1 protein-coding gene is annotated in these 229 nt (G+C 76.0%); it reads right to left on the bottom strand.

Translation table 11 applies throughout. The features are described from left to right. A partial coding sequence (locus EOD29_RS35580; protein WP_164764133.1) for a hypothetical protein occupies positions 1 to 229 on the bottom strand: 229 nt, incomplete at both ends.

Genomic DNA, 229 nt, shown 5'->3' with positions numbered 1-229 from the left:
TCGACCGCAGCCTCGGCGGCGGCGGCGTGGAACAGCGAGGCGAGCGGCTCGGGGTAGCGCTCCAGAACCGATTCGCCCGCGCGCAGGGCGACCGCCGCCTCGCTCCAGCGGCCGGCCTGGGCATCGGCGTAGCCGCGCCAGAGCCGGGCTTCCGGATTGGTGGCGAGGCGCTCGTCCGAGAGTAGCCTGCGCGCCTCCTCGGCGCGTCCGATCCGGGCGAGCAGGATCC

The organism is Mesorhizobium sp. M1A.T.Ca.IN.004.03.1.1 (assembly GCF_003997555.1).
Classification (GTDB): domain Bacteria; phylum Pseudomonadota; class Alphaproteobacteria; order Rhizobiales; family Rhizobiaceae; genus Mesorhizobium.
Note: the sequence above shows the minus strand (reverse complement) of the source record. Positions and strands in the feature narration are given on the sequence as shown.